General features: G+C 61.1%; 1 protein-coding gene. It reads right to left on the bottom strand.

Features of this window, described 5'->3' with window-relative positions:
• Window positions 1–419: contractile injection system protein, VgrG/Pvc8 family (locus AB4Z16_RS28140; protein WP_441514593.1), on the bottom strand; the 419-nt coding region annotated here is incomplete at both ends.

The raw sequence follows: 419 nt of genomic DNA, 5'->3' as shown, positions 1-419 counted from the left end.
CCGTAGACATAGGACTCGCCGTAGGTCGTCTTCTCCTTGCGTGCGACGTTGGCGTCGCCGGTAGGTCGTTCCCAGGCCTTGTCGGGGTTGAAGTCCGCCACCCGGAACGATGCTGGGATGGTCTTCGCATGGGTCTTGAGCGCGAACACCGTTTCCTGCCCGGACTCCAGCCCCGCCGTCTCCCGGTACGGCACCCGCAGTTCCGGCTGGTAGAGGTAATGGTCGATGTCGTCACCGAAGACGATCATCTCGCCAAACTTGCCCGGGGTGAAATAGGAATAGATGCCGGATTGCTCCATCAGCAGCCGGATGTAGTCCCAGTCGGACATCCGATACTGCATGCGGAACGCAAGCTGCGGATACTTGCGCCGCAGCCGGAAGATGAACTGGTGACCCTTGAGTTCGTGCCGGCGCAGGAT

The organism is Allobosea sp. TAF32, from assembly GCF_052113585.1.
GTDB lineage: Bacteria > Pseudomonadota > Alphaproteobacteria > Rhizobiales > Beijerinckiaceae > Allobosea.
This window is presented reverse-complemented; position numbering and strand designations above follow the sequence as displayed.